This is a genomic window from Pseudomonas sp. 2957 (assembly GCF_031456345.1).
GTDB lineage: Bacteria > Pseudomonadota > Gammaproteobacteria > Pseudomonadales > Pseudomonadaceae > Aquipseudomonas > Aquipseudomonas siliginis.
The window spans coordinates 611,641-633,269 of the sequence record NZ_JAVDUL010000002.1 but is presented as its reverse complement, the minus strand read 5'-3'; the positions used below and the strand labels follow the sequence as shown (position 1 = coordinate 633,269).

Below are 21,629 nucleotides of genomic sequence, written 5' to 3'. Positions count from 1 at the left end.
CCGACCTCTTCGCGAGCAGGCTCGCTCCCACAGTGGAGTTGTGTTTTTCAGTTATGGCCCACCCACCACCATCGAGGTAAACGGTGCGACATACGCCTGCAACGTCACCAGTCCGCCGACCAGGATCGCCAGCACGATCGAGTGAAAAAACACGTAACGCAGGATCTCGCCCTCATGCCCATACCAACGGGTCGCGGTGGAGGCGACGACGATCGACTGCGCGTCGACCATTTTGCCCATCACCCCACCGGAACTGTTCGCTGCCGCCATCAGCACCGGGCTGATACCCAGCTGTTCCGACGTTACCCGTTGCAATCCGCCAAACAGCACGTTTGACGCGGTATCGGAACCAGTCAGCGCCACCCCCAGCCAGCCGAGCAGCGTGCCGAACATCGGGTAGAAAACCCCCGTCGCCGCGAACGCCAGGCCCATGGTCGCATCCAGTCCCGAATAGCGGGTGAGGAAACCCAGCGCGAGCATCGCCGCAATCGTGATCAACGAAAATCGCACCACCCACAACGTGCGCAGGTACTGCTTGATCAGTTGCGGGATCGAATAACCCATCAGCAGACCGCCAACAATCGCCGCCAGCAAGATCCCGCTGCCGGTCGCGGTCAGCCAAGTGAACTTGTAAATCGCTTCCTCGGCTTTCGGCGCCGCGACCACGGGCGGTACTTTTTCTATTTGCAGATGCAGACCGGTGAAGGTCACCGCAGGGGCGAAGATCGGATTGGCCTCGCGTACCGGTTTGCCTTGCGGGTCGAGCTTGGCCGATTGCGTGACCGGGTCGATCACCGGGCGCGTATCAAACATGTTCTTGAAACCCTGCGTGCCCCAGGCAAACACGAACACCGTGAGGATGATCCACGGCATCCACGCACGCATCACTGCCGGACGCGCCTGATCGCTGAACGCGGCGCTGGCGGTGACTGTTTCTTCGTCGACCTTGGAGTTGTCGACGCGCCCGGACAGCGCCGCCGAGGTATGGATCGTCGCCGGTTTCCATACCTTGAGGAACAGCGTCAGACAGGCCATGGAAATCAGCGCAGCGATGACGTCCACCAGCATCGGCCCGTGGTAGTTGGACACGAGAAATTGCGGGATGGCGAAACTCACCCCGGCCACCAGAATCGCCGGCCACACCTCGAGCATCTTGCGCCACCCGGCAAACGCCCAGATCAACCAGAACGGCACCAGCACCGAGAAGAACGGCAACTGCCGCCCGACCATCATCGACAGCTCCATCTCATCCAGCCCGGTGACTTTGGCCAAGGTGATGATCGGTGTGCCCAGCGCACCGAAAGCAACGGGTGCAGTGTTGGCGATCAGCGCTAGGCCGGATGCGGCCAATGGCGAAAAACCCAGGCCGATCAGAATCGCACCGGTCACCGCCACCGGCGTGCCAAAGCCTGCCGCGCCTTCGAAGAACGCACCGAAACAGAAGGCGATCAGCAGCAATTGCAAACGTCGGTCATCGGTGATGCGCGCGAGGGAGTCCTGCAGCACTTTGAACGAACCGTTTTCGGTGGTCAGGCGATGCAGAAAAATGATGTTGAGCACGATCCAGCCGATCGGCAGCAAGCCATTCGCCGCGCCGAACAGCGCGGCCGAGCCGGCCATGCCCGCTGGCATGTCGAAGGCGAAGATCGAGATCAGCAGGGCGGACGCGAGCGCCAGCAAGGCTGCCAGATGTGCCTTGACGTGAAAGAACGCCAGCGCCGCGAGCATCACCACCACCGGCACTGCGGCCATCAGCGTGGAGAGCACCGGGTTGCCGAACGGGTCGTAGATTTGCTGCCAGACCATGGTCCACCTCTGCTTATTGTTATTGAGGGCGCAGATCCATTGCATGGGGGTTGGTTGCAAGCAGTATAGGTGGCATTCCGCCGCCGTTCGGGCATGGCGAACGGGCCGACCAACGGTCGATAGTGGCCACTGAATCAACGTGCTTTTGCCCGGTCGTATCTGCGGCTGCGCGCACTGCGTCCCGAAGACGCGGGCAGCGTGGCGATTTCCGTCGTCAAGACCTTGGGTCTTAGGGAAGTGTTGAATGAAGCAAGCGACAACGATGCTGCTCACTGTGACCGCCGCCGTATTGCTGAGCGGCTGTATTGCGGATTTTGATGATGACCACCGCCATGGCCGGCACTACGACCGCGACCACGGCCGCTATTACGACCATGACCGGCGTTGGGACGACCGCGATGACGACCGCCGCGATGGCCGTCGTTATCACCGTGATCGCGATGATGACTGATTGAAAGCAGAGGGCGTTCCCGTTAAAGGAACGCCCTCTGTGCATCAGCCTTCAGTTGAAAAAACGAGCGTTCGCCTGGACGCGGGATCGCGCAGGCACCGGGGCCTCGTGATCGAGCAAATGGGTGGCGAGTATGTCGCTCAGAAAACGGAACTGATCGTTGAGGCCGACCACTTCATTGCTGAAATGATTGCTGGCGGCGGGCATCAGCAGATCGTCGAAATCTTCGTTGAACACCAGTGTCTGCGCCTTGCGCGGCACGACGTGCTGTTGGTAGTAGTTGCTGCCGAACACCGGGAAACTCACGGAGAGGGTGACTTGGGTGTGGATCATGATGTGAACGCCTCGTTGTGTTTCGGATGAGTCAATCGTGCCTTTCATCATGGGAGGGCGGAAGGCAATCGTGGCGATGGTGGATATCGATGGTGGTGATGGTTGAGGTTTGCGGTGCTGCTGATGGCGCCTTCGCGAGCAGGCTCGCTCCCACAGGTGCAACACATTTCAAATGTGGGAGCGAGCCTGCTCGCGAAGAGGCCGGAACCTTCAGCATCGAAATCGACTGACCTGCCTATACTCAAACCTGCACCTCCCCAAGCCAAAGGACACCGCCACCGTGAACCCGCGCGCGCTGGTCGTTGCCGCACTGTTTCTGCTGGCCGGCTGCGCCTCCTCGGCTCGGGCGCCGGTGAGCGCGCCGCAGGCGGTGGTGGTGTCGGCGCAAACCTGGCAGCAGATCGACCGCGAGATCCTCAGCGCATCGCAACAGGCCACCGAGCAGGTCAAGCTGTTCGCCCGTGGCTCGATGGAACATTGGCGCACTCGGGTCTATCAGCAAACTGAAGAAAATTTCATTCCCTGGTTCAGCAGCTACTGGACCCAGGAATGGCTGTCGATGAAGGTCAGTTGGTACACGATCAGCGCCGGCGGTGAGCAGGACGCTTCGGCGAAACGGCTGGCGGCGTATCTGCTTGAGCAATATCAGGAAAAAGTCCTCGCGCCGGTAGCAGTGGAGATCGATCCGGATGCGATTCTGGCGCAGGCCACGGCGTTCTATGCGCAGTTGATGGCGCAGCAGATGCCGCTCATCGCCCAGCGTCACGGTGTGCCGATTGCGCAGCTCAACGGACGCTTGCAGAAGATCCCGGCCATCGCCCTCGGCCCGCCGCCGGCGCGGGATGCTTCGCTGTTCAAAGTCATCAGCACCGAGCCGCTGAACACCCTCCCGGCGTACGCCGCGCTGATCGACAAGATCCACACCGACGGCGGCGCCAAGGGCATCTCTTCCACCGAAGCAGCCATGGCCCCGGTGGCCAAGCGCGCCAGCCAGCGCATCGAAGCCGAAATGGCCCCGCGCGGCGCCGCCAGTGCGGTGGCGGCAGCGGCGGGGAAACTGGCCGGGGCGATGATTTCGGTCGGCGTGGCCGGCATACGCGCAATCATCCAGGCCAACGACCGCCCTGACAGTGAAGCGCTGATTCGCAGCAGCCTCGGCAACACCTTCGACAAGGCCTGGCAGAAGCTGCTGCAAAATCCGACCACGGGCGTGATGGCCGGCACGTTGCACATGGCCGGGCAGGTCGAAGGCAATTTGGGCGTGAGTGAACCAACGCCTATCGGTGTGAGCGCTGTGCCATAGCGCCTGCACCTGTGAAGTTTTGTTGGCGGCGGTCGCGCCCGGATCAGAGCGGATGCTAGTCTTGCGCAACGCTGTTGTCAGGGAGCCCACATGGGCAATCACAAGATCGAGATTCGCCGCAGTAACGTCGAGAAAATCCTGCTGGCGGCGGAAAAGGTTTTCGCCGAAAAAGGCTTCGGCAGCACCGCCATGGCGGACATCGCTGCCGAAGTGCAGTTGCCGCGTTCCAATCTGCATTACTACTTCAGCACCAAGAGCGAGCTGTACAGCGCAGTGCTGTTCGATCTGCTGGAAGTGTGGAAGCAGGACGCGCTGTGCTTCGAGATGTTCGACGACCCGCGCGTGGTGCTGAGCAGTTACATCCGCGCCAAGATGAACCACTCGCGCAGCCGGCCCTATGGCTCGAAAGTCTGGGCCAACGAGATCATCCACGGCGCGCCGACCCTGGGCGAAGCGCTGGATGCGAGCCTGTATGACTGGGCGAAGATGAAGGAAGCGAAGATTCGCCAGTGGGTCGAGGACAAGCGGATTCTGCCGGTGGAGCCGTCGGGTTTGCTGTACATGATCTGGGCGTCGACCCAGCATTACGCCGACTTTGATCATCAGGTGAACATTCTCAATGATCACCAGCCGTTGTCGGATATGCAGTTCGAGCGGGCGGTGCAGACAGTGACAGGTGTGATTTTGCGCGGGATCGGGCTGGAGCCTTGAAGAGCACCATCACGGGCTTACCCTCACCCCAGCCCTCTCCCAGAGGGAGAGGGGGCCGACCGAGGTGTATTGAGAGGTACATCGACCTGAAAGACCGTGTCGATTATGGATTCACAACAACTCTTTCAGGTCGGCGAAGTTTGTCAGCATCCCCCAATCAGTCCCCTCTCCCTTTGGGAGAGGGCTAGGGTGAGGGTTTTTTTCAGACTGCAACGTGATAGGGGTTGCGCGGATCATGATTCCAGTCCAGAAACGGCTTGCCCGTGTCCATCGGTACCATCTCGATGCAGTCGGCCACGGGGCAGGTGATCTGGCACAGATTGCAGCCCACACATTCCTCATCGATCACTTCATATTTATGCGTACCGTCGGCCTGTTTCAAACTGTCGATCGCCTGGTGTGACGTGTCTTCGCAAGCAATGTGGCAACGCCCGCAACCAATGCACGCCTCCTGGTCAATCTTTGCGATGACCTGGTAGTTGATATCGAGGTACTTCCAATCCGTGGTGTTGCCCACGGCGCGCCCGGAAAACTCGGCGATATTGGCGTAGCCCTGGCTGTCCATCCACCGCGACAAGCCGTCCTTCATCTCGTCGACAATGCGGAAACCATGCAGCATCGCCGCCGTGCACACCTGCACCGCGCCGCTGCCCAGCGCCATGAACTCCGCCGCGTCGCGCCAGCTGCCGATGCCGCCGATGCCGCAGATCGGCAAGCCCTGGGTCTGCGGATCACGGGCGATTTCCGCGACCATGTTCAGCGCAATCGGCTTGACCGCCGAACCGCAATAACCGCCGTGGGTGCTTTTGCTGCCGACGGTGGGCAGGGCGACCATATGGTCCAGGTCGACGCTGGTGATCGAGTTGATCGTGTTGATCAGCGACACCGCATCGGCGCCACCACGATGCGCCGCCCGGGCAGCGACGCGGATGTCGGTGATGTTCGGGGTAAGTTTGACGATCACCGGCAGCGAGCAGTACGTCTTGCACCAGCGCGTCACCTGTTCGACATACTCCGGCACTTGGCCGACCGCCGCGCCCATGCCGCGTTCGGGCATGCCGTGGGGGCAGCCGAAGTTGAGTTCGATGCCGTCGGCGCCGGTGGCTTCGACCAGCGGCAGAATGTGTTTCCACGACTCCTCGACACACGGCACCATCAGCGACACGATCAGCGCGCGATCCGGCCAGTCCTTCTTCACCTGGGTGATTTCGCGCAGGTTGATTTCCAGCGAGCGGTCGGTGATCAGTTCGATGTTGTTGATGCCCAGCACTTCGCGATTGGCACCGTAATGCGCCGAATAACGCGAGGAAACGTTGACCGCCGCCGGATCCTCACCCAGGGTTTTCCAGACCACGCCACCCCAGCCCGCTTCGAACGCGCGGACCACGTTGTAGGCCTTGTCGGTGGGCGGCGCGGAAGCCAGCCAGAACGGGTTGGGCGCTTTGATACCGGCGAAGACTATCGAGAGATCGGCCATTTACGCAGCCTCCACGTTGAGCATCAGTTGAGCGTTGATCGCCTCGGCGGCGCGTTTGCCGTGCTGCACTGCTTGCACGGTGAGGTCCTGATCGAGGCTGGTGCAGTCGCCGCCGGCATACACGCCGGGGATGCTGGTGCGCAGGTGTTCATCGACCGCGATGCGTTCGCCCTGACGCTTGAGTTCGCGCGCCAACGGATCGCTGAGAGCGCTGTCATCGAAGCTCTGGCCGATCGCTTTGAAGATCGCATCGGCAGCCAGCTCGAAGGTTTCTCCGGTGGTTTGCAGACGGCCTTCAACCAGATCGGTGCGGGCGAAACGCATGCCGCGCACGCGGCCCTGATCATCAAGCAACACTTGCTCCGGCTGCGCCCAGGTCAGCAATCGCACCTGATTGGCTTTGGCGATGTCCTGCTCATGGTGGGTGGCGCCCATGTCTGCCGCACCACGGCGATACACCAGATTGACGTCGCGCGCGCCGAGGCGGGCCATTTGCACGGCCATGTCGATCGCGGTGTTGCCAGCGCCGAGAACGATGCAGCGTTCAGCCAAGGGCAACTGCGTGAGGTCATCGGCCTGGCGCAGTTCGCGGATGTAATCGGTGGCGGCGAGCAGGCCCGGCGCGTCTTCGTGGGCCAGACCGAGTCGCTTGCTGGCATTCAGGCCGAGGCCGAGGAATACCGCGTCAAACTGCTGATGCAGTTCGCTCAGGGTCAGGTTTGCACCGAGTTTCTGGCCGTGGCGGATTTCTATCCCGCCAATCTGCAGGAGAAAGTCCAGCTCCTTCTGCGCGTAATCGTCGACCAGTTTGTACTTGGCGATGCCGTACTCGTTGAGCCCGCCGGCCTTTTCCCGTGCTTCGAAAATCACCACATCATGCCCGTGCATCGCGCTGCGATGGGCGCAGGACAACCCGGCCGGCCCGGCGCCGACCACGGCGATACGTTTGCCCGTGGCCGGGGCGCGCTGGAACGGGTGTTCAGCGAAATGCGCGTTGTCCACGGCATAACGTTGCAGCAGACCAATCAGCACCGGTGCGCATTCCTGCGCGTTGTTGCGCACGCAGGCCTGCTGGCAGAGGATTTCCGTTGGACAGACCCGCGCGCAACTGCCGCCGAGGATGTTTGCCGAAAGGATCTTCTGCGCCGCGCCCTTTACGTTGTCCTGATGGATGTTGCGGATGAACGACGGGATATCGATTTCGCTGGGGCATGCATTGACGCAAGGCGCGTCGTAGCAATACAGGCAGCGCGACGCCTCCAGATGCGCTTGCCGGGCATTGAGCGGCGGCGCCAGATCAGTGAAATGGCCGGCGAGGGCGGCCGCGCTTTCGTGCGGGTGGGGGAGGTGGTTCAGGGTCTCGATCACGGTTCATGGCCTCATGGCTAATTGAGGTGCTGCCTCTGGTGGGCAGTGGTTTTATGGCGTCAGGGAGGGCCTCTTCGCGAGCAGGCTCGCTCCCACATTTGCTATGCGCTCACCTGTGGGAGCGAGCCTGCTCGCGAAGGCCGAAGGCCTGGCTGTCAGCGTTTCACCGCCGTCGGCCTGTGCAACTCCGCCCGCTTGCTCAACAAATCAAACACCGCCGGATAGGCCGGCCGTTCGATGTAGCGTCCGGCGCCGCGTTCGGCGCGCAGGTCGCCGTCGGCCCAGACCACGCGGCCCTGGCTGACGGTGTGGCTCGGCACGCCGCGCACGGTCTTGCCTTCGAAGATGTTGAAGTCCACCTGCTGATGGTGGGTCTTGGCGGAAATGGTCCGTGTGCCTTGCGGATCCCACAGCACCAAATCGGCATCGGCGCCCACGCGGATCGCACCTTTGCGTGGATAGAGATTGAAAATCTTCGCGGTGTTGGTGGAGGTCAGCGCGACGAAATCCTGCATCGACAATCGTCCGGAGTTGACGCCTTCATCCCACAACACTGCCATGCGGTCTTCGATGCCGGCGGTGCCGTTGGGAATCTTGCTGAAGTCGTCGCGCCCGGCGGCTTTCTGCTCGGCGCAAAAGCAGCAGTGGTCGGTGGCGGTGGTGTGCAGATTGCCGTTCTGCAGCCCGTGCCACAGCGCCTCCTGATGGCCGCGCGGACGGAACGGCGGGCTCATCACGTAGCCGGCGGCGGTCTGCCAGTCCGGGTGTTGATAGACGCTGTCGTCGAGCAGCAAGTGCCCGGCCAGCACCTCGCCGTACACCGGCTGGCCCTTGCTGCGGGCATAGGTGATTTCGTCCAGAGCTTCCTTGGTGGAAACGTGCACCAGGTACAACGGCGTGCCGATGGTTTCGGCGATACGGATCGCCCGGCTCGCGGCTTCACCTTCGACCTGCGAAGGTCGCGACAGCGGATGCGCCTCCGGCCCGGTAATGCCCTGGGCCATCAGCTTGCGTTGCAGGTGATAGACCAGCTCGCCATTTTCTGCGTGCACAGTCGGCACCGCACCGAGTTCCAGACAGCGCTCGAAACTCGCCACCAGACTGTCATCGGCGGCCATGATCGCGTTCTTGTAGGCCATGAAGTGCTTGAAGCTGTTGATGCCGTGGTGGCTGACCAGCTCGGCCATTTCCTCGCGCACCTGCTCGCTCCACCAAGTGATCGCGACGTGGAAGCCATAGTCCGACGCAGACTTTTGCGCCCAGCCGCGCCACTGATGAAACGCTTCCATCAGCGATTGCTGCGGATTGGGAATCACGAAATCGATGATCGAGGTGGTGCCGCCGGCCAGGCCGGCTGCAGTGCCGCTGTAGAAGTCCTCACTGGCAACGGTGCCCATGAACGGCAACTGCATGTGCGTATGCGGATCGATGCCGCCGGGCATCAGGTACTGGCCACTGCCGTCGAGCACTTCTGCGCCGGCGGGAATGTCGAGGTTTTCACCAATGGCTTTGATCACGCCGTCAGCGCAATAGACGTCGGCGCGGTAACTTTCATCATGGGTAACAACGGTGGCGCCACGGATCAACAGAGACATTCCGGATTCCTCGCAGGCATGACCGACTTGTGCCGGTTCTAGATGTTTTATTGAAGTACAGCGGCGCAGTTCGTATTCCTGTCATCGCTGTCAGGAATAGAAACTAGTCGCGATTTCAAGAATGATCAAGAATATTTTTTATAAGCTTATAGCTGTTTCAAGCTATTGATAAATAAAGATAAAAACGAGAAATCACCAAAATGGGTAGGGCGCTCACCATTTTGACGCACTTGACAGGATGGAAATATGAGCAAGATTTCCTATGTGAAATCAGCCGCTTGAAGTTGTGCTGCGGTTGCGGGTTCACCGACAAAAATAAATGCAGTGCACCAGTTTGAGTCCTGACACTTCGGACAACTTGCCCGACGTTTAGCCTGAGCGTTCAGACAAGTTTTCCCGGACTCATCGAATATTCAATTAAAACTGATGAATATCAGAAAGTTGCAAAGCGTGCAGTGCACCGCCCAACCGTTCAGCGCCAGACCCGGCACGTTTATTGATGCCGCCGCTGACACAATGGCCGATGCGTGAAAGTTGTCAGTTCCTCCGGCCATCGTCCGGCTGGCGCCGTATGCGCCCGCCGCCTGATGAGCGAAAAATAATCAGAAGAACAGTGGAGCGGCCATGCAACAGATCAGATCACAAGTGACCGAGCGCGACGGCTTGTTCGAGCTCGAAGCCGGCAACGACGTCCTCGACAGCCCCCGTTACAACCACGACATGGCACCGACCAAGGTGCGCGAACGCACCTGGAACAAATGGCACATCACCGCGCTGTGGGTCGGGATGTCGATTTGCGTGCCGACCTACACCCTCGGCGGCGTACTCACCGCGTATTTCGGCTTGAGCGTCGGCGAAGCGCTGCTGGCGATTCTGTTTGCCAACGTCATTGTGTTGATTCCGCTGACCCTCAACGCCTTCCCGGGCACCAAGTACGGCATTCCGTTTCCGGTGCTGCTGCGCTCGTCGTTCGGCATTCTCGGTTCCAATGTGCCGTGCCTGATCCGCGCGTTGGTGGCGTGTGGCTGGTTCGGCATCCAGACCATGTTCGGCGGACTGGCGATTCACCTGTTCCTCGGCTCGGTGTTCGAGGGCTGGAAATCCCTCGGCGGAACCGGCGAGGTCATCGGTTTCATGGTGTTCTGGGCGCTGAATCTGTGGGTGGTGATTCGCGGCGCCGAGTCGATCAAATGGCTGGAAACCTTGTCGGCGCCGTTGTTGGTGGCGGTGGGCATCGGCCTGCTGGTGTGGGCGATGCCCAATGTGTCGATGACTGAATTGCTGGCGATCCCGCCCAAGCGTCCGGAAGGCGCCAGCGTGGTCAGTTATTTCGCGGCAGGGCTGACGGCAATGGTCGGCTTCTGGGCCACGCTGTCGCTGAACATTCCCGACTTCAGTCGCTACGCCAAGAGCCAGAAGGATCAGATCCTCGGGCAGATTTTCGGTCTGCCGCTGACCATGTTCCTCTTCGCCGCGCTAGGGGTGGTGATGACCGCCGCATCGGTGAAACTGGTCGGCGTCACCGTGTCCGATCCGGTCACGCTGATCGGGCATATCCAGAGCCCGGTGTGGGTGGCCGTGGCCATGGCGCTGATCATCGTTGCCACACTGTCGACCAACACCGCCGCGAATATCGTCTCGCCGACCAATGACTTTCAGAACATCGCGCCGAAGGTGATCAACCGCACCAAAGCGGTGTTGCTCACCGGTCTGGTCGGGCTGGTGCTGATGGGTCATGAACTGCTGAAAAAGCTTGGCCTGATCGTTTCCGACATCAGCCTGGAAACCGTGTACTCAAACTGGCTGCTGGGCTACTCGAGCCTGCTCGGGCCGATCGCCGGGATCATGGTGGTGGATTATTTCCTGATCAAGAAACAGCGACTGGACCTCGCCGGGCTGTACCGCGATGACGTGTATCCGGCGTGGAACTGGGCCGGTTTTCTCGCCTTTGGCGTGCCGGTGGCGCTGACCCTGCTGTCGCTGGGCAGCGACGCGTTCAGCTGGTTCTACAGCTATGGCTGGTTCACCGGCTCGGCGTTGGGCGGGGTGATTTATTACGGGCTGTGCGTGATGCGGGCGCAGCCTTCTGCCGTGAAAACAGCGGTGTGAGCAAGGGCCTTTTCGCGAGCAGGCTCGCTCCCACATTGGAAATGCATTCTCACTGTGGGAGCGAGCCTGCTCGCGAAGGCGATGCTCCATACACCGCCGAAACTGATCGTTCCCACGCTCTGCGTGGGAATGCAGCCCGGGACGCTCCGCGTCCCAACAGCGGACGCAGAGCGTCCATGGATGAATGCCCACGCAGAGCATGGGCACTATCGGCATCAGCATTGAGGAGATCCCCATGAACGCAGCCGTCGACGTTCTGCAATCCACCCATCAGCACATCAACCGCGATCGCCTCTGGGCCTCGCTCATGGAACTGGCGAAACTCGGCGCCACGGTCAAGGGCGGCGTCTGTCGCCTGGCCCTGACCGACCTCGACCGCCAGGCGCGCGACCTGTTCGTGCAGTGGTGCAAGGACGCCGGTTGCAGCGTCACGGTCGATGCCGTCGGCAACATTTTCGCCCGGCGCGCCGGGCGCAACCCGAGCCTGCCGCCAGTGATGACCGGCAGCCACATCGACACCCAGCCCACCGGCGGCAAGTTCGACGGCTGCTTCGGCGTGCTCGCCGGCGTCGAAGTGCTGCGCACCCTCAACGACCTCGGCGTGGAAACCGAAGCGCCGCTGGAAGTGGTGGTCTGGACCAACGAAGAGGGCTCACGCTTCGCCCCGTGCATGATGGGCTCAGGGGTCTTCGCCGAGAAATTCACCCTCGAAGAAACCCTCGCCAAGGTCGATGCCGACGGCGTCACGGTCGGCGAAGCACTGAATGCGATCGGCTATGCCGGTCCGCGCAAGGTTAGCGGGCACGCGGTTGGCGCGTATTTCGAAGCGCACATCGAACAAGGCCCGATTCTCGAGGACGAAGAGAAAACCATCGGCGTGGTACTCGGCGCGCTCGGGCAGAAGTGGTTCGACCTGAAATTGCGCGGCGTCGAAGCCCACGCCGGCCCGACGCCGATGCACCTGCGCAAGGACGCCTTGGTCGGTGCCTCGGTGATCGTCGGCGCCGTCAACCGCGCCGCCCTCGGCCATCAGCCCCACGCCTGTGGCACGGTCGGCTGCCTGCAAGCCTATCCCGGCTCGCGCAACGTGATTCCCGGCGAAGTGCGCATGACTCTGGATTTTCGCCACCTGGAGCCGGCGCGGCTGGATTCGATGATTGCCGAAGTGAAACAAGTGATCGAGGCGACCTGCGAAGAGCACGGCCTTACCTACGAACTGACCCCGACCGCCGACTTCCCGCCGCTGTACTTCGAAAAAGGCTGCGTGGAAGCGGTGCGCGGTGCTGCGAAAGGGCTGGGTCTGTCGCACATGGACATCGTCAGTGGTGCCGGGCATGACGCGATTTTCCTCGCCGAGCTCGGCCCGGCGGGAATGATTTTTGTGCCATGCGAGGGCGGGATCAGCCACAACGAAATCGAGAATGCCGCGCCGGATGATCTGGCAGCGGGGTGCGCGGTGTTGTTGCGGGCGATGCTCGCGGCGTCGGCGATGGTGGCGGCCAGCGAGCGTGCCGCCTAAGGTAAACACACCCAGTAAACCTGTGGGAGCGAGCGTGCTCGCGAATGCGCCGGGTCAGTCACCGAATGGTCTGTCTGACCCAGCGCTTTCGCGAGCAGGCTCGCTCCCACAGGGGTTTTTTGGCGATTTTGGGGTTGTGGCACGATCCCGAGCCGCCGCGGTCGTACTCTTCACCTAGCCGCATCACAGTGTGGAGATCCAATGAGCCAGGAAGTCCTGACCACCGAAACCAACCGTCGCCAGTTGCAGCAGATCATTGCCGGGCTGTCGGACGGGGTGATTCTGCTGGAACTCGACAAAAGCATTCTCTGGGCCAACGAAGCGGCGCTGACCATGCACGGTGTCAGCACCATCGGTGATCTGGGCAGTAACGCCGACGAGTACGCCAGACGCTTCACGCTGCGCTATCGCAATAATCATGTCTTGCCGCCGGACAACTACCCGATCAGCCGCGTCGCCCGCTGCGAGGCGTTCAATGATGTGCTGATCGAAGTTTCGTCCGTGGACGACCCGGAGCGGGTCTGGGTGCACAGTGTGCGCAGCATGGTCCTGACCGACCGCGTCGGCCAGCCCGAGTCGCTGGTGCTGATCATGAGCGACGTCACCGATTGGGCCAATGCTGAGCTGCGTTTCGAAAAAACCTTCAATGCCAACCCTGCACCGGCAGTGATCTGCCGACTCAGCGATTTGCGCTACATCAAGGTCAACCCGGGCTTTCTGGAAATGACCGGCTATACCCGCGATCAGGTGATCGGCACTTCGGCTTACGAAATCGATATCTTCGAGCAGGCGGATCAGCGCGATCTGGCTGTCCAGCGCTTGCGCGATGTCGCGACCATTCCGCAAATGCAGGCGGAGTTGCGCCTTCCCGACGGTGGCAGTAAACAGGTGATCGTTGCCGGTCAGCCGCTGCTGCTCAATGACGAGAATTGCATGCTGTTCTCCTTCGTCGACATGGAGCCTCGGCGCCGGGTCGAAGTGGCCTTGCGTCAGAGCGAGGAGCGCTTTGCCAAGGCTTTTCGTCTGACGCCGGTACCGATTTTGATCTGCACCGCTGACAAGCAGGAGGTCATCGACGTCAATCAGGCGTTCCTCGATACCCTGGCCTATGACAGCGATGACGTACTCGGCAAAACCGTGACGCAGCTGAGCTTCATCCACGATGACAGCGCGCGCACGCGCCTGCTGTCGGCGCTGGCGAAGAACGGTCGGGTCGATCGGGTCGACGTGCCCGTGCGCAAGAAGGACGAGGAGTTGCTGGAGTGTGCGGTCTCGGCTGACACCGTGAACATTCACGACACGTCCTGCTATCTGCTGGTGTTGATGGATATGACCGAGCGCAAGCGCACTGAGCTTGAGCTGGTCGCGGCGATTGAAGAGGTGATGAAGGATGCGTCGTGGTTCAGCCGAACGCTGATCGAGAAGCTGGCCAACGTGAAGAAGATCAACTCGCCGCAGCTGCCCAGTGCCTCATTCACTGACCTGACGGCCCGTGAGCGCGATGTCCTGGGCTTGATCTGTGAAGGTCTGGCAGACAAGGAGATCGCTGCGCGGTTGAAGCTGGCGCCCAATACCGTGCGCAATCATGTGGCCACCGTGTACTCGAAAATCGATGTGCATAGCCGCAGCGAGGCGATCGTCTGGGCTCGAGAGCGCGGTTTGTTTTCGGGGGAGTGGGGCACCAAGGGCCAGCGCTGAGGGGTGCAAATGCACTAGTTACAAGGGTGCAAATTCATGTATTGGCCAAGACGTTGTGTTCTTAGGCTGGTGGGGTGCGGTGTGGGCCATTTCGGGCCTGCGATCGTGCCCCTTTTGAAACAGTCATAGGAACAACGTCAATGATGAATCTTGCGCAGTTGCGCGCTCGGCTCGAGCACAGTTTTGCGCCGCTGGCTTGTGAGTGTTCGGTGGATGGTGATCATTCGCTGACGGTCAAGTTGTATCACCGGGATTCGGGGCAGGTGGATCTGGTGATCAGTGGGCTGGATCTGGCTTCGCTGCGTACGCCCGGGGCGGTTGAGGCGTTGGTGGATGAGTTGAGGTATGAGCTTGAGAGCAATTCCTTGCGTTCTTCGCGGGATCCGGATTTGGCTTAAGCGCGCTTTGGGTCTTGGCGGCCTTTGGGCCGGCCATGCTCTGGGGGGGGGGTGGGTGTATATCCGTTTCTGCGGGTGCTGCTGGTTACGGTTCCGCCCTTACGGCGGGTCACTTTTGGCAAACGCCCCAAAAGTAACCAAAAGGTCTTCGCCCTGACGTTCGGCCCGCTCGCTTAGGCTCCGGGTTCCTTCGCTCCGGGATCGATCCTGGCGCAGCGGCTCCGGTTTGCTTCGCTGCACCTACACTCGCTGTGTACGACTGCGTCGTACGGTCGCTGCGCTCCCACGCCCGGATCAATCCCTCCACTCAGCCTGCCGACGGGCTCCAAGATCAAGATCAAAAGCGGTACTCGAGCTAACGCTCATCGTGTGTAGGAGCTGCCGAAGGCTGGGATCTTTTGATTTTAATTTTGATTTTCTGTGGGAGCGAGCCTGCTCGCGAAGGCGGCCTGACAGCCGACCTGGTTGTTACTGAACTCACTCGATCAAACCTGTGGGAGTGAGCCTGCTCGCGATGAGGCCCTCGCCGACAACCATCATCTCAATCCAGCCCTCTGCCGGACAATCCCCGCAAAACCGACAGCCAATCCCACCCAATCACCCCAATGCACTGGCGCTAACAAGGCGCTCAGCTATAAAGAATGAGTGGTCAGGTCTTCCGTGGCCGGTTGGGTTGCGGGAGTTTGTCTCTCTTTACCGCGGGTCGTCCTATGAATAATCCTGGGAAACGCGTATTGCCGTTGGTTTTTCTTGCATTTTTGTTGGCCGGTTGTGCCAGTCCTCCACCCCCTGCGCCTGTCGCGCCGCCGCCACCGCCGGAACGTCGGTGTGAGGTGCTGGAAAATACTGAGGTTGCCGGGGATGTGTATGTGGATGGGCAGGTGACGCGTCACATCACCACTACGCGTTGCATAACCCAATAAGCCGGCCAATCCCGCGGATGCAGGAGTTCTGGATTTCGGCACCGCCCCTGTGGGAGCGAGCCTGCTCGCGAAGGCGTGGTATCAGTCAAAACATAGCTGACTGACACAACGCCTTCGCGAGCAGGCTCGCTCCCACACGGGTTAGCAATTTGCCCTGGAAATCAGGACAGGAATCCGCCATCCACATTCAGCGCCACGCCGGTGGTGTAGCTCGACGCATCGCTGGCCAGGTACAACACTGCGCCAGCCATTTCGCTTGGGTCGGCTACGCGTTTGAGTGGGATCTGGGTCAGTGCCTGTTTTAGAATCGCATCGTTCTTGACCAGCGCCGAGGCGAATTTGGTGTCGGTCAGGCCGGGGAGCAGGGCGTTGCAGCGGATGCCGAATTGCGCGCATTCCTTGGCGAAGACTTTGGTCATGTTGATGACCGCCGCTTTGGTCACCGAGTAAATGCCCTGGAAGATACCCGGGGAGATGCCGTTGATCGAGGCGACGTTGATGATGCTGCCGCCACCGTTTTCGCGCATGAGCTTGCCGGCTTCGACCGACATGAAGAAGTAGCCGCGAATGTTCACATCGACGGTCTTCTGGAACGCCCCCAGATCGGTGTCCAGCACGTTGCAGAATTGCGGGTTGGTCGCGGCGTTGTTGACCAGGATGTCGAGGCGGCCGAATTGTTCCTTGATCCCGGCGAAGACCTGGCTGATCTGCTCCATCTCACCGATGTGGCAGGCCACGGCTGTCGCCTTGCCGCCGGCGGCGATGATGGCGTCGGCGACGTGTTGGCAGCCTTCGAGCTTGCGGCTCGAGACGATCACGTGGGCGCCTTGCTGGGCCAGCAGTTTGGCGATGGCTTCACCGATGCCACGGCTGGCGCCGGAGACGAAAGCGATTTTGCCGTCGAGGTCGAACAACTGAGTCTTGGACATGGGTTTCCCTTGTTGAAAGTCTTGTTATTGGCCCGGATCAGAGGCTGGATTTCTGAATGACCTGCAGGCTCATCTGCTCCAGCAGTTTGTTCATGTGAATGAACTGCGCGAAGCGTTTGTCCTGTGTCTGGCCATGGTAGAAGCGGTAGTAGATCTGCTGCACGATGCCGGCCAGGCGGAACAGGCCGTAGGTGTAGTAGAAATCGAAATTGTCGATGCGGATGCCCGAGCGCTCGGCGTAGTAGTCGACGAATTCGCGGCGGGTCAGCATGCCCGGCGCGTGGCTTGGCTGGCGGCGCATCAGTTGCACCGGTGCCGGGTCGCCGGCTTCGATCCAGTAGGCGAGGGTGTTGCCCAGGTCCATCAGCGGGTCGCCGAGGGTGGTCAGTTCCCAGTCGAGCACGCCGATAATTTGCATCGGATTGGCCGGGTCGAGAATGACGTTGTCGAAGCGGTAGTCGTTGTGGACGATGCTCGACGTCGGGTGGTCGGCCGGCATCTTGTCGTTGAGCCAGGCTTTGACCGCTTCCCAGTGCGGCGCGTCCGGGGTCAGGGCTTTTTCGTAGCGCTCGCTCCAGCCCTTGATCTGCCGGGCGACGTAGCCTTCAGGCTTGCCCAGATCGCCGAGGCCGCAGGCGTTGTAATCGACCCGATGCAGTTCGACGAATCGGTCGATGAAGCTTTTGCACAGCGCTTCGGTTTTCGCCGAATCGAGGCCCAACTCCGGCGGCAACTCAGCGCGCAGGATGATGCCCTTGACCCGTTCCATCACATAGAACTCGGCGCCGATAACGGCTTCGTCGGTGCAATGCACGTAGGCCTTCGGGCAATACGGAAAGCCGTCGCGCAATTGGTTGAGAATGCGGAACTCACGGCCCATGTCGTGGGCGGATTTGGCTTTGTGGCCGAACGGCGGACGGCGCAGAACGAATTCTTGCTCGGGGTATTCCAGCAGGTAGGTCAGGTTCGACGCGCCGCCAGGAAACTGGCTGATCTGCGGCGTGCCGGTCAGGCCGGGAATGTGCGCCTTGAGGTACGGATCGATCAGGCTGGCATCGAGTTCTTCGCCCGCGCGGATCCGGGTGGACTGGTCAGTAAGCGCCATGCTTATCCCTTCTGCTTATTTTGGAGGCCAGACATCATTGGCTAATCTAATGGCGCGCTCGGGTACTCACAAGTGCGGGTCGGTCTTATAGGTTCGCGTGTTGCTGGATAATCAACTTTGAGAATGGGGCAAAGATCGGCGCGGTTCGACGATGCCACGCGCGTTAATGCACGCGCTGGTTGTTCAACTTGGGCGGCAAGGCGACGGGAGTCAGCACCGGTTGCCCGGAGAAAAACGCCATCAGGTTTTTCCCCACCAGTTCAACGGTGCCTTGGGTGGCTTCGGGGGAAAGCCCAGCGACGTGGGGAGTCAGCACAACGTTGCTGAGGTGTTTCAGGGCATCAGGCACTTCCGGTTCGTGATCGAACACGTCCAGTGCAGCGCCGGCGATACGACGTTGCTCAAGTGCAGTGATCAGGTCTGCCGTTGCGATAACACTGGCGCGGGCGATGTTGACGATAAAACCCTTGGGGCCGAGCGCATCGAGCACTGCTCGCGTCACCAGATGTTGCGTACCAATGCCGCCGGGCGTGGCAACGACCAGGAAGTCCGAGGCTCGCGCCAGATCGGTGGGTGTCGAGCAGAACGCATAAGCGACTTCGCTGCGCACCTGGCGGCTGTGGTAGCTGACCCGCATGTCGAACCCGAGCTCCGCACGTTTGGCAATCGCCATGCCCACTGCGCCCAGCCCGAGGATGCCCAGACGCTTGCCGGCCAGCGACGGGCGCATGATTTTCGGCCATTCACCGCGGCGCACGGCTGCATCGCAGCGCGGGATATCGCGGACCAATGCCAGCAGCAACGCCATCGCATGATCGGCCACTGACGAGGCGTTGACTCCGGCGCCATTGGTGACGGTGATCCCACGGTCACTGGCCGCTTGCAGATCGACCTGTTCATAACCGGCGCCGATCACCGTGATGATTTTCAGGGCGGGCAGGGCGCTGATCTCTTGCGCAGTCAGGCCCAGTGGGCCGCGAGTGAGCACGGCATCAATGCGACTGCCATGGGTGGCGATGGCTTGCGCACGTTCGGCTGGCGTTGGTGCGAGGATCAGGTGGAATCCCTGATGCTCAAGAATCGGCAGATAGTCATTGATCGTTTCAACCAGTACCAGAACGGTTGCGGGCATTGCGCGGCTCCTGTGATTGGCGGCGGGTGGGTCGCGAAAGTCGACTCAGAGTGCTGAATCCGCAGCGGCTTGGCAATCGTTGCATTCGCGCAGTGGTGCTTTGATTCTGGACGGGTTCGTGGAACAAGCAAGCACGCAGGCATGGGCGCTGCGAATCAGCTCACGTATTGCGCAATGCCGTTGCCAAACGACCAGTTCTCTTTCTTTACCTCCAGCAGATTGATGAATACATCCTCCAGGCGAATACCCAGTTGCGCATGCAGGCTCTCGGCAATGGTCTTGAACAGCAATTGTTTCTTTTCCACGCTGCGCCCTTCGCTGATGGTGATCTGGATGAACACCACGCCGTCGCTGCGCTCGATGCCGAGGTATTGCGGGTCGTACACGAAGTGCTGGCCGTCGTGCTCGTTGAGAATCTGGAAGTTGTCGTGCTCGGGCACATCGATACAGGTGCGCAGGGCGGCGTAGATCTGTTCGCCGATGCGCCTGGCGAAAGTGGGGTCTGGGTTTTGCTGGATGTCGACGCGGACCAGTGGCATGGGAGGCTCCTTGGGTTATGGCTTCTCTCACGCTAGATCAATGGCGGAGTTCTGGCAGGTAGTTGGTCTGGAATATTGCGGACCACTCGTATGAGGAGGCTTACGTGAATCGCGGATTTTGCCTACGGGGATGGCAGATGCGTCTGCTGGTCAGCGTGAATGGAACAGTTTGATGATAAGGGCATGACGATAGCCGTCGATGTGCATGCAAATGCTGACACCGATCCGCCAGCAGCCAAGGAGGGCAAATGTTCCATAACGATCGCGAAAATCTGGAGCTAGACAGGCTGGAAAACGAATCAAGGAAACTCGTGGCTGAATGGAAAAAGCTTCAGGTTGAAGAGAAAAAGTTATCAAGGGAGACGAAGCTCTATCCAATTGCAGTGTTTGGTGGAGTCTTGACTGCAATCACCGCAGTGGCAGGGTTTTTCTTCAAGTTGTGAGTCTTCATGCTTCACGACCGTCAGGCGCATTATTCAAAGGTTAATCAGTATGAGCACATATGACCGTAAGGCACGACTGGAGCAAATTGAGCGAGAGTTCGCAGAATATGACGAAGCGTTGCGCAATAGAGACAAGCGCGAAAATGGCAAGCTCTGGTTGCTTTTCGGCTTCGGGCTGTACTGCGTTTTATTGGGTTTCATGCTCGGCATATCGCTCTAGGCGCATTCGATGACGCATGGGTGGGTGCAAAACGTATCCGTTTGCGGCATCCGACGTATCCATAAACGACCTTGTTTTTTCTATAAACGACCATCCTTGGATCTGCTCCGCACAACCATTCCTCAGCTAAGTCTTTGCTTGCATTGATTTATCACGGAGAATCGCGCCCCTGTTTCGGCCGGAGCATGTCTGTCGGTTTTTTCCGACGCGTCCTGACCGAGTGGCAAGTGACCGGAATGCGGAGATCCGACCGGATGAATGATCAGGCCAATAGCCTCGAAAAGCGCTTCGACGCAGCAGCACCCGCTGAACTTTCGAGCTGGAATCGCCAGGACACCACCTGGATGCTGGGACTGTTTGGGACGGCCATTGGCGCCGGCACCCTGTTTTTGCCGATCAACGCAGGATTGGGTGGCTTCTGGCCGCTGGTGATCCTCGCGCTGCTGGCCTTCCCGATGACGTTTTACGCGCACCGTGGCCTGACCCGTTTTGTGCTGTCCGGTCGCGAAGGCGCCGATATCACCGAAGTGGTCGAGCAGCATTTCGGTATCAAGGCCGGTGCCTTGATCACGCTGCTGTACTTCTTTGCCATCTTCCCGATCCTGCTGATCTACAGCGTCGGCCTGACCAACACGGTCGCCAGTTTCCTCGAACACCAACTGCACATCACGCCGCCACCGCGCGCGCTGCTCTCGTTCGTGCTGATTCTCGGCCTGCTGGCCGTCGTGCGTTGCGGCGAGCAGGCGATCGTCAAGGCCATGAGCCTGATGGTCTATCCGTTCATCGTTGCGCTGCTGTTCCTCGCCGTGTACCTGATTCCGCACTGGAACGGCGGCATCCTCGCCACCGCCGCGCAAGTGCCGGCGCCGTCAGCGCTGCTGCACACGCTGTGGCTGGCGATTACGGTGATGGTGTTCTCGTTCAACCATTCGCCGATTATCTCGGCGTTCGCGATGGATCAGAAGCGTCGTTACGGTGTGCATGCTGACGAGCGCAGCTCGCAGATCCTCGCGCGCGCTCATGCATTGATGGTCATTTTGGTGCTGTTCTTCGTATTCAGTTGCGTGCTGACCCTGTCGCCAGAGCAACTGGCTGAGGCAAAAGAGCAGAATCTGTCGATCCTGTCGTACCTGGCCAACCACTTCAGCAACCCGACCATCGAGTTTGCGGCGCCGTTGATTGCGTTTGTGGCGATCTCCAAGTCGTTCCTCGGTCATTACATCGGGGCCAGCGAAGGCCTCAAGGGCCTGATCGTCAAGAGCGGCAAACGTCCGGGCGCCAAGGCGCTGGATCGCATCGTGGCGGCGTTCATGCTGGTGATCTGCTGGATCGTCGCAACGCTTGATCCGAGCATCCTGGGCATGATCGAAACGGTCGGTGGGCCGGTGATTGCGGCGATTCTGTTCCTGATGCCGATGTACGCGATTCGCAAGGTGCCAGCGATGGCGCGCTATCGCGGTCAGGCGTCGAACGTGTTTGTTACCGCGGTGGGACTGGTGGCGATTTCGGCGCTGGTTTACAAGCTGGCTGTCTGACCTGTCACTGATCGTTCCCACGCTCTGCGTGGGAA

19 protein-coding genes are annotated in these 21,629 nt (G+C 60.4%); 10 read left to right on the top strand and 9 right to left on the bottom strand.

The window, feature by feature from the left end; translation table 11 throughout:
- Positions 1-51: 51 nt before the first annotated feature.
- The gene (locus tag J2Y39_RS08330; protein ID WP_310216607.1) at positions 52-1,806 is read right to left on the bottom strand and encodes an L-lactate permease; all 1,755 of its coding nucleotides are present in this window, start codon (positions 1,804-1,806) and stop codon (positions 52-54) included.
- 244 nt (positions 1,807-2,050) lie between these two features.
- Here J2Y39_RS08330 and J2Y39_RS08325 point away from each other — a divergent pair, with 244 nt between their 5' ends.
- Positions 2,051-2,257, top strand: coding sequence for a hypothetical protein (locus J2Y39_RS08325; RefSeq protein WP_016775135.1), 207 nt, complete (start codon positions 2,051-2,053; stop codon positions 2,255-2,257).
- Between the two features lie 51 nt (positions 2,258-2,308).
- Here J2Y39_RS08325 and J2Y39_RS08320 read toward each other — a convergent pair whose 3' ends face one another.
- The gene (locus J2Y39_RS08320) at positions 2,309-2,590 is read right to left on the bottom strand and encodes a hypothetical protein (RefSeq protein ID WP_236168640.1); all 282 of its coding nucleotides are present in this window, start codon (positions 2,588-2,590) and stop codon (positions 2,309-2,311) included.
- A gap of 280 nt (positions 2,591-2,870) precedes the next feature.
- On the opposite strand from J2Y39_RS08320, the gene J2Y39_RS08315 reads away from it, so the two are divergent.
- Together J2Y39_RS08315 and J2Y39_RS08310 are read left to right on the top strand one after the other, a co-directional pair.
- Positions 2,871-3,893, top strand: a complete 1,023-nt coding sequence (locus J2Y39_RS08315; protein WP_236168641.1) for a hypothetical protein — start codon at positions 2,871-2,873, stop codon at positions 3,891-3,893.
- Positions 3,894-3,983: 90 nt separating this feature from the next.
- Positions 3,984-4,604: a TetR/AcrR family transcriptional regulator gene (locus tag J2Y39_RS08310; protein WP_024013291.1), complete on the top strand. Its 621-nt coding sequence runs from the start codon at positions 3,984-3,986 to the stop codon at positions 4,602-4,604.
- Positions 4,605-4,806: 202 nt separating this feature from the next.
- Here J2Y39_RS08310 and preA read toward each other — a convergent pair whose 3' ends face one another.
- The 3 genes from preA to hydA form a co-directional block, all read right to left on the bottom strand.
- Positions 4,807-6,081, bottom strand: coding sequence for an NAD-dependent dihydropyrimidine dehydrogenase subunit PreA (preA, locus tag J2Y39_RS08305; protein WP_056789183.1), 1,275 nt, complete (start codon positions 6,079-6,081; stop codon positions 4,807-4,809).
- Positions 6,082-7,449, bottom strand: a complete 1,368-nt coding sequence (locus J2Y39_RS08300; RefSeq protein WP_310216602.1) for an NAD(P)-dependent oxidoreductase — start codon at positions 7,447-7,449, stop codon at positions 6,082-6,084.
- A gap of 155 nt (positions 7,450-7,604) precedes the next feature.
- On the bottom strand, positions 7,605-9,044 hold the full coding sequence (gene hydA / locus J2Y39_RS08295) for a dihydropyrimidinase (RefSeq protein ID WP_310216599.1): 1,440 nt from the start codon (positions 9,042-9,044) through the stop codon (positions 7,605-7,607).
- A gap of 624 nt (positions 9,045-9,668) precedes the next feature.
- Here hydA and J2Y39_RS08290 point away from each other — a divergent pair.
- The 4 genes from J2Y39_RS08290 to J2Y39_RS08275 all read left to right on the top strand — a co-directional run bounded on the left by J2Y39_RS08290 (position 9,669) and on the right by J2Y39_RS08275 (position 14,768).
- Positions 9,669-11,153, top strand: coding sequence for an NCS1 family nucleobase:cation symporter-1 (locus J2Y39_RS08290; RefSeq protein ID WP_252878445.1), 1,485 nt, complete (start codon positions 9,669-9,671; stop codon positions 11,151-11,153).
- A 235-nt stretch (positions 11,154-11,388) separates the two neighbouring features.
- Complete coding sequence (locus tag J2Y39_RS08285) at positions 11,389-12,672, top strand: Zn-dependent hydrolase (protein ID WP_095180318.1); 1,284 nt, start codon at positions 11,389-11,391, stop codon at positions 12,670-12,672.
- A gap of 201 nt (positions 12,673-12,873) precedes the next feature.
- Entirely contained in the window at positions 12,874-14,370 is a 1,497-nt protein-coding gene (locus tag J2Y39_RS08280; protein ID WP_095180256.1) for a helix-turn-helix transcriptional regulator, read from the top strand.
- Between the two features lie 140 nt (positions 14,371-14,510).
- Positions 14,511-14,768, top strand: coding sequence for a DUF1652 domain-containing protein (locus tag J2Y39_RS08275; RefSeq protein WP_024013284.1), 258 nt, complete (start codon positions 14,511-14,513; stop codon positions 14,766-14,768).
- Between the two features lie 1,084 nt (positions 14,769-15,852).
- Here the strand turns inward: J2Y39_RS08275 and J2Y39_RS08270 are convergent.
- The 4 genes from J2Y39_RS08270 to J2Y39_RS08255 form a co-directional block, all read right to left on the bottom strand.
- Entirely contained in the window at positions 15,853-16,620 is a 768-nt protein-coding gene (locus J2Y39_RS08270; protein ID WP_041480848.1) for an SDR family oxidoreductase, read from the bottom strand.
- A gap of 37 nt (positions 16,621-16,657) precedes the next feature.
- On the bottom strand, positions 16,658-17,725 hold the full coding sequence (locus tag J2Y39_RS08265; RefSeq protein ID WP_095180255.1) for a phosphotransferase family protein: 1,068 nt from the start codon (positions 17,723-17,725) through the stop codon (positions 16,658-16,660).
- A gap of 163 nt (positions 17,726-17,888) precedes the next feature.
- Positions 17,889-18,857 carry a 2-hydroxyacid dehydrogenase gene (locus tag J2Y39_RS08260; protein WP_310216589.1) on the bottom strand — a complete coding sequence of 323 codons (969 nt, stop codon included), beginning with the start codon at positions 18,855-18,857 and terminating at the stop codon, positions 17,889-17,891.
- A gap of 155 nt (positions 18,858-19,012) precedes the next feature.
- Entirely contained in the window at positions 19,013-19,396 is a 384-nt protein-coding gene (locus J2Y39_RS08255) for a tautomerase family protein (RefSeq protein WP_252876491.1), read from the bottom strand.
- A 248-nt stretch (positions 19,397-19,644) separates the two neighbouring features.
- Between J2Y39_RS08255 and J2Y39_RS08250 the strand changes: the two genes are divergently transcribed.
- The 3 genes from J2Y39_RS08250 (at position 19,645) to J2Y39_RS08240 (ending at position 21,594) form a co-directional block, all read left to right on the top strand.
- The gene (locus J2Y39_RS08250; RefSeq protein WP_310216587.1) at positions 19,645-19,839 is read left to right on the top strand and encodes a hypothetical protein; all 195 of its coding nucleotides are present in this window, start codon (positions 19,645-19,647) and stop codon (positions 19,837-19,839) included.
- Positions 19,840-19,888: 49 nt separating this feature from the next.
- Positions 19,889-20,059, top strand: a complete 171-nt coding sequence (locus J2Y39_RS08245; protein ID WP_177434191.1) for a hypothetical protein — start codon at positions 19,889-19,891, stop codon at positions 20,057-20,059.
- A 254-nt stretch (positions 20,060-20,313) separates the two neighbouring features.
- Entirely contained in the window at positions 20,314-21,594 is a 1,281-nt protein-coding gene (locus tag J2Y39_RS08240) for an HAAAP family serine/threonine permease (RefSeq protein WP_095180251.1), read from the top strand.
- Positions 21,595-21,629: the final 35 nt, after the last annotated feature.

Bases quoted from the DNA above. Each gene is read 5' to 3' on its own strand.
- J2Y39_RS08330 (WP_310216607.1), bottom strand. From the start codon at position 1,806: ATGGTCTGGCAGCAAATCTACGACCCGTTCGGCAACCCGGTGCTCTCC.
- J2Y39_RS08325 (WP_016775135.1), top strand. From the start codon at position 2,051: ATGAAGCAAGCGACAACGATGCTGCTCACTGTGACCGCCGCCGTATTG.
- J2Y39_RS08320 (WP_236168640.1), bottom strand. From the start codon at position 2,590: ATGATCCACACCCAAGTCACCCTCTCCGTGAGTTTCCCGGTGTTCGGC.
- J2Y39_RS08310 (WP_024013291.1), top strand. From the start codon at position 3,984: ATGGGCAATCACAAGATCGAGATTCGCCGCAGTAACGTCGAGAAAATC.
- preA (WP_056789183.1), bottom strand. From the start codon at position 6,081: ATGGCCGATCTCTCGATAGTCTTCGCCGGTATCAAAGCGCCCAACCCG.
- hydA (WP_310216599.1), bottom strand. From the start codon at position 9,044: ATGTCTCTGTTGATCCGTGGCGCCACCGTTGTTACCCATGATGAAAGT.
- J2Y39_RS08290 (WP_252878445.1), top strand. From the start codon at position 9,669: ATGCAACAGATCAGATCACAAGTGACCGAGCGCGACGGCTTGTTCGAG.
- J2Y39_RS08285 (WP_095180318.1), top strand. From the start codon at position 11,389: ATGAACGCAGCCGTCGACGTTCTGCAATCCACCCATCAGCACATCAAC.
- J2Y39_RS08280 (WP_095180256.1), top strand. From the start codon at position 12,874: ATGAGCCAGGAAGTCCTGACCACCGAAACCAACCGTCGCCAGTTGCAG.
- J2Y39_RS08275 (WP_024013284.1), top strand. From the start codon at position 14,511: ATGATGAATCTTGCGCAGTTGCGCGCTCGGCTCGAGCACAGTTTTGCG.
- J2Y39_RS08270 (WP_041480848.1), bottom strand. From the start codon at position 16,620: ATGTCCAAGACTCAGTTGTTCGACCTCGACGGCAAAATCGCTTTCGTC.
- J2Y39_RS08265 (WP_095180255.1), bottom strand. From the start codon at position 17,725: ATGGCGCTTACTGACCAGTCCACCCGGATCCGCGCGGGCGAAGAACTC.
- J2Y39_RS08260 (WP_310216589.1), bottom strand. From the start codon at position 18,857: ATGCCCGCAACCGTTCTGGTACTGGTTGAAACGATCAATGACTATCTG.
- J2Y39_RS08255 (WP_252876491.1), bottom strand. From the start codon at position 19,396: ATGCCACTGGTCCGCGTCGACATCCAGCAAAACCCAGACCCCACTTTC.
- J2Y39_RS08250 (WP_310216587.1), top strand. From the start codon at position 19,645: ATGTTCCATAACGATCGCGAAAATCTGGAGCTAGACAGGCTGGAAAAC.
- J2Y39_RS08245 (WP_177434191.1), top strand. From the start codon at position 19,889: ATGAGCACATATGACCGTAAGGCACGACTGGAGCAAATTGAGCGAGAG.
- J2Y39_RS08240 (WP_095180251.1), top strand. From the start codon at position 20,314: ATGAATGATCAGGCCAATAGCCTCGAAAAGCGCTTCGACGCAGCAGCA.